Annotated in this window: 7 protein-coding genes; 3 read left to right on the forward strand and 4 right to left on the reverse strand. The window is 32.5% G+C overall.

Annotated features, from left to right (window positions below; genetic code table 11):
- Window positions 1-612: 612 nt before the first annotated feature.
- The 3 genes from AC3DU7_RS19030 to AC3DU7_RS19040 all read right to left on the reverse strand — a co-directional run bounded on the left by AC3DU7_RS19030 (window position 613) and on the right by AC3DU7_RS19040 (window position 1,208).
- Window positions 613-756 carry a DUF6887 family protein gene (locus tag AC3DU7_RS19030; protein WP_488040884.1) on the reverse strand — a complete coding sequence of 48 codons (144 nt, stop codon included), beginning with the start codon at window positions 754-756 and terminating at the stop codon, window positions 613-615.
- Window positions 753-818, reverse strand: coding sequence for a hypothetical protein (locus AC3DU7_RS19035; protein WP_488040890.1), 66 nt, complete (start codon window positions 816-818; stop codon window positions 753-755). The genes AC3DU7_RS19030 and AC3DU7_RS19035 overlap by 4 nt, the downstream gene beginning before the upstream one ends.
- 318 nt (window positions 819-1,136) lie before the next feature.
- Window positions 1,137-1,208: a DUF6888 family protein gene (locus tag AC3DU7_RS19040; protein ID WP_488040891.1), complete on the reverse strand. Its 72-nt coding sequence runs from the start codon at window positions 1,206-1,208 to the stop codon at window positions 1,137-1,139.
- A gap of 429 nt (window positions 1,209-1,637) precedes the next feature.
- Here AC3DU7_RS19040 and urtC point away from each other — a divergent pair, with 429 nt between their 5' ends.
- Both urtC and urtD read left to right on the forward strand, forming a co-directional pair.
- The gene (gene urtC, locus AC3DU7_RS19045) at window positions 1,638-2,726 is read left to right on the forward strand and encodes an urea ABC transporter permease subunit UrtC (protein ID WP_488040885.1); all 1,089 of its coding nucleotides are present in this window, start codon (window positions 1,638-1,640) and stop codon (window positions 2,724-2,726) included.
- 568 nt (window positions 2,727-3,294) lie between these two features.
- The gene (urtD, locus tag AC3DU7_RS19050; RefSeq protein ID WP_488040886.1) at window positions 3,295-4,044 is read left to right on the forward strand and encodes an urea ABC transporter ATP-binding protein UrtD; all 750 of its coding nucleotides are present in this window, start codon (window positions 3,295-3,297) and stop codon (window positions 4,042-4,044) included.
- Between the two features lie 83 nt (window positions 4,045-4,127).
- Here the strand turns inward: urtD and AC3DU7_RS19055 are convergent, their stop codons facing one another.
- On the reverse strand, window positions 4,128-4,622 hold the full coding sequence (locus AC3DU7_RS19055; RefSeq protein WP_488040887.1) for a hypothetical protein: 495 nt from the start codon (window positions 4,620-4,622) through the stop codon (window positions 4,128-4,130).
- 63 nt (window positions 4,623-4,685) lie between these two features.
- Here AC3DU7_RS19055 and urtE point away from each other — a divergent pair, with 63 nt between their 5' ends.
- Window positions 4,686-5,438: an urea ABC transporter ATP-binding subunit UrtE gene (urtE, locus tag AC3DU7_RS19060; protein ID WP_488040888.1), complete on the forward strand. Its 753-nt coding sequence runs from the start codon at window positions 4,686-4,688 to the stop codon at window positions 5,436-5,438.
- Window positions 5,439-5,860: the final 422 nt, after the last annotated feature.

Genomic DNA, 5,860 nt, shown 5'->3' on the forward strand with positions numbered 1-5,860 from the left:
AGAGTGAGAATTTCCTTTTATTGCTGATAGAGCAGTAATTAATTCATTGTCTGAAGCACCATAACTTCAGAGATGCAGAGTGAGAATTTCCTTTTATTGCTGATAGAGCAGTAATTAATTCATTGTCTGAAGCACCATAACTTCAGAGATGGGTAGTGAAAATTTCCTTCTATTGCTGATAGAGCAGTAATTAATTCATTTTATGAAGCACCATAACTTCAGAGATGCAGAGTGAAAATTTCCTTCTATTGCTGATAGAGCAGTAATTAATTCATTGTCTGAAGCACCATAACTTCAGAGATGGGTAGTGAAAATTTCCTTCTATTGCTGATAGAGCAGTAATTAATTCATTGTCTGAAGCACCATAACTTCAGAGATGGGTAGTGAAAATTTCCTTCTATTGCTGATAGAGCAGTAATTAATTCATTGTCTGAAGCACCATAACTTCAGAGATGGGTAGTGAAAATTTCCTTCTATTGCTGATAGAGCAGTAATTAATTCATTTTATGAAGCACCATAACTTCAGAGATGGAGAGTGAGGATTTCCTTCTATTGCGTATGACGCATTTTTTCAATAAATTCGGGATATTTATCCAAATCTTCTAATGATTTTCAAGGCCGATAAACTACTCTATCTTTCCTTTCATTTAGTTTATCAATATAAGCATAAAAAGCTTCATCATCATCTCGATGAGATAAAACATAACTTTTTAACTCTTGAGAAGTCATAGTTTTCAAATCAGGTTTTTTATTCATTTGCTCCATTCACCATTAGGTTGAATTTCAATCTCAATATCTTCCAAAATTAATATAAATATATTCTTGCCGAATAATTAATAATTAATAATTAAATAATTCTGGTTTAAAGCCTCCCCTTTTAAGGAAAAAAATAATATTTCCTTACTGGAGAGTACAAAGTTCTGCAAAAAAACTATTAGTTTTGAAGACTGAAAATATTACTGAAAAAGGCTTACAGTACTTACCGCTCTGAATAAAAAGTTTTGAACCTTTATATCGCTGAAAGCCTTAGCTAGCAATAGTTATTCTAAGAACTTTGCACTATCTAGTTTCCTTATATTCAATTAAGAACAGTTTTAACCAGAGGTAATTATCAATTATCCATTATCAATTATCCATTAATGAATACGCTCATCTAATCTTATCAAGTTAATTGGTAAATAAAATTTTGTTACCCAATAAGATAGGATATAACATTTTCAACAATTAATAATTAATAATTAATAATTAATAATTAACAATTACCTCTCCTTGAAAACGGATAGGATTGATGCAAAAGGGAAAATTAATTCATTGTTTATCCTTTAAAGGAGAGGCTTTCAACCTTAATTATTCGGTAAGAGTTGTCCTTGATAGGAATAATTTTTCCTCCAAAGGCTAAATAAATAACATTAGTTATCAGATAAAGAGAACGATCGCCACATCTTGTAGCAAACATTTATCACGCTTGATATTACCTAAATATCTAAATATTTATCAGGCGAAGATTTTGAATTTTGTGAATATCTCCTGACTCTCATCAGATTTGCTATAAAATGAAACTGTCCACTACAAATTTTGCACTAAATTAGCATTAGCTGTTTCGGTATACTATTCTCCATATTCCTTATTCCCCAAATATGATCAAAAATCAACATCAGAAATTATTAATTCAAATCGGCATAATAATAGCAATAACTTTAATCTTTGCCATGATAATTCCATTAACTTTACCTGGATTTAGACTAAAATTATTAGGACGTTTTCTCTCCCTAGCAATTGTTGCTTTAGGTATAGACTTAATCTGGGGTTACACTGGTTTATTAAGCTTAGGTCATGGCATATTTTTTGCATTAGGAGGTTATGCCTTAGCAATGCACCTCAAACTACAATTGCCAGAAGGAGAATTACCAGAATTTTTCACTCTTTATGGTGTAGAAAAACTTCCTCTATTTTGGCAGCCTTTTCACTCTTTTCCTCTGACAATTTTAGCAATTATAATTTTGCCTGCTATTGTTGCAGCAATTCTCGGTTATCTAGTATTTAAAAATAGAATTAAAGGAGTCTACTTTTCTATACTTACTCAAGCAGCTTTACTGGTATTTTTTAACTTTTTCAACGGTCAACAAAAACTAATTAATGGTACAAACGGTTTAAAAACAGACACAGAAAAAATTTTCGGTATTTTAGCAGGGTCTGACCAAGCACAATTAATATTTTATGAAATAACAATTATTAGTCTTATTGCTACTTATTTAATTTGTCGTTGGCTAACCAGTGGCAGATTTGGTCGTCTATTAATTGCCATTAGAGACGATGAAACTAGAGTCAGATTTTCTGGATATAATCCTACCGAATTTAAGGTTTTAGTATTTGCTATTTCTGGAGCCATTGCTGGAATTTCTGGAGCATTATATACAGTTCAAAGCGGCATTGTTACTCCTAGTTATATGGAAGTAGCTTTTTCAATTGAAATGGTTATTTGGGTAGCGGTAGGAGGTAGAGGAACTTTAGTCGGTGCAATTATTGGTACATTATTAGTTAATTTCGGACGTACTTTTTTAAGCGAACAATTTCCTCAAATATGGTTATTTTTCCAAGGTGCGTTATTTTTATTAGTCGTGACAATATTACCTAATGGAATAGTCGGTTGGTGGCAAGAATATGGTTGGCTAAAGTTGCGATCGCTTCTTGAAAGTCAAAAGTCAAAAGTCAAAAATCAAAAGTAATACAGCTATCTTACCTGTGATAGTCATTTGAAGTTCAAAAGTAGCATAATGAAATCTGCTGTATAATTGATAACTAGATATCTCCAGAAAAGAGGGAGTAGGAGGAAAGGAGAAAGAATTGATAATTTCTGTGGGATAATTGATTTTATTTTTTATTGTTGGAGATATCTACTGATAACTATTAACATAAGCATTCAGCGGTCAGCTATCAGCTATCAGCTAAGGAAGAAGGCAAAAATTGATTTAATAGCAAATACATAACTTATAATACCAAATTCAATAAAGATTGTTACAGTAAAATACGGATGCCCAACAGAATTGAAACATTTGCACTTATTCTCTTTTATAGCTAACACCTACCACCTACCACCTAAAACCTTGAATAACCAAATGTAGCAATATTTTTTGAAAATGGTATAATTTCTCTATTTGGTCAAGTTTTATCTTAAAAAAGGTGTTGATAAAGTATAGTTTTAAGAGCAGAGTTTTATTGCTAAAAGCTGATAGCTGAATGCTAATAGCTGATAACTGATAACTGATAACTGATAACTGATAACTGATAAAAAGCGTGGTAGAAAAAATTTTAGAAATTCAAAATTTAACTGTTAGTTTTGATGGCTTTAAGGCTCTAAATAATCTCAATTTTATTATGAATGTTGGTGAATTACGAGTTATTATCGGTCCCAATGGAGCGGGGAAAACTACTTTTTTAGATGTAATTACTGGCAAAGTTCAACCAACAACAGGAAAAGTATTATTTGGAGGTGAGAATTTAATGAAAATTCCCGAACATAAAATAGCTTGTATGGGGATTGGGCGTAAATTTCAAACACCTAGAGTATATCTCAATTTAACTGTTAGAGAAAATTTAGATTTAGTTATCAATCGCCAGAAAGGAGTAATTGCTACTTTATTTCATAAGGTTCCTTCCGCAGAAATTAGAAGTGTCGCTGGTTTATTAGAAACTATAAATTTAGTTGGAAAAGCAAATATTAAAGCTGCTTTTTTATCTCATGGTGAAAAACAACGTTTAGAAATAGGTATGTTAGTTGCTCAATCTCCTGAGTTATTATTAGTAGATGAACCCGTAGCTGGTTTAACTGATGAAGAAACAGAAAATATTGGTTCTCTTTTGTTAAACTTGGCTGCTAGTCATTCAATTATTGTCATTGAACATGACATGGAATTTGTACGTCAAATAGCCAAAAAAGTAACTGTTTTACATCAAGGTTCTGTACTTTGTGAAGGAACTATGGATGAGGTGCAGAATGATGCAAGAGTTATCGAAGTTTATTTAGGAGCTGTTGAAAAAGTCTGAATGCAACAAGCAACAGGAATTTTTACCAAACATTGTATCGCGCTTGGTTTTACTGAAAACTTGAATTGCTTAAAGTTTAAATATTAGGTATGTCTATAAGGCCGTCTTGCTGTTGAAGGATTAAACTTAGTATCAACGAATTGCACTGGAGAATAAGTTTCTATCCACAAACGTGCCCCGCAGGGTAATGGATGATAAGGCTGATATACTATACGGCATTCACCATGAATTTCCATTTGATAACCCAAATCATTACGCTCACTCTGTTTTAAGGTAATTACTGGTATCAATTGTTCGGGAGTCATTAGAGGATCATTTTTGATTCTCTTACTATTAGCCTTAATTTTCCTTTGATTGACATGAATCCTTGTTGGTGCTTGCCGTAGTCCTTTACACCAAACTCCTCGAGGACCTCTTTTACCCGGTATAACATCAGGCATATTCTGATATAGAGGAATTCGCCAGAATCCTTTATGCTTATAAGCCCCTTTGATTCTACCTTGAGCAAGAAGGACTCTAACTCGTTGACAACAAATACCTAACAAAAAAGCTGCTTCTCTGGTTCCAATGATAGTCATTTTTACTCTAGCACTATAGTTTTTACTAAATTAAAATAGAAAATTAAAAAACATCAAAAAATTATGAACTTTAATCTACGCAATCAAGCTGGACAAAATCAAATTAATCATAGCACCTTACAAGTATCTAATATAAATGTATTTTATGGAGAAAGTCATATTTTGCGCGATGTTGATTTAACCGTGAAACCAGGAGAAATGGTATGTTTAATCGGTAGAAATGGAGTAGGCAAAACAACATTACTCAAAACAGTAATGGGACTACTTAGGCCACGGACAGGAAAAATTAATTTATGGGGTAAAGCGATCGCCACTCTCCGGCCAGACCAACGCGCTCGTCTAGGTATTGGTTATGTACCCCAAGGTAGAGAAATTATACCCAGGTTAACAGTTAAAGAAAATTTATTGCTTGGTTTAGAAGCAAGAAAAGAAAATAGAAAAGAAAAAAATGAAATACTCGAAGAAATATTTGAATTATTTCCTGTTCTAAAAACAATGTTATCTAGAATGGGAGGAAATTTGAGCGGTGGTCAACAACAACAATTAGCGATCGCTCGTGCATTGATGGGTAAGCCAAATTTACTTTTGTTAGATGAACCGACTGAAGGTATTCAACCTTCTATTATTTTAGAGATAGAAACTGCGGTGAGAAATATTATTAAAAGTAGAGGTATTTCTGTTTTATTGGTAGAACAACATCTCCATTTTGTGCGTAAAGCAGACCGATATTATGCAATGCAAAAAGGAGGAATTGTGGCATCAGGAAATACCACAGATTTAAGTCAAGAAGTAATCCAAAGATTTTTAGCAGTTTAATATCAAAGTAAGCATTCAGCCGTCAGCACTTCAGCAATCAGCTATTGCTTTTAGTTGTAGATAAAAACTTTACTAATTGAGGCAGGATTTATACTTAACTATAAAAGATGGCTAAAACAGTCTATTTTCATTAAAACCCTTTTATGATAGCTGATAGCTAACAGATAATAGCTGTTTTTGCAGCAGTCCGCAGAAAATGCTTATACCATTTATCCATGAAGTTGCGCTTAATATAAAGATGAGAATAGTCAGTTTAATAAGGTCTGAGCAATAATTATTAAGCGCATTGTTACAGAGAAATAGTATTACCTTTTTTCTCCTTTAAAGGAGAGGCTTTAAACCTTAATTGTTCGGTAAAATAAAAAGCATTTTTATATCACTGCTAAAGCTATTCAACCTTCCATTATTATCAAGACATATAG

Source organism: Okeania sp., assembly GCF_983059655.1.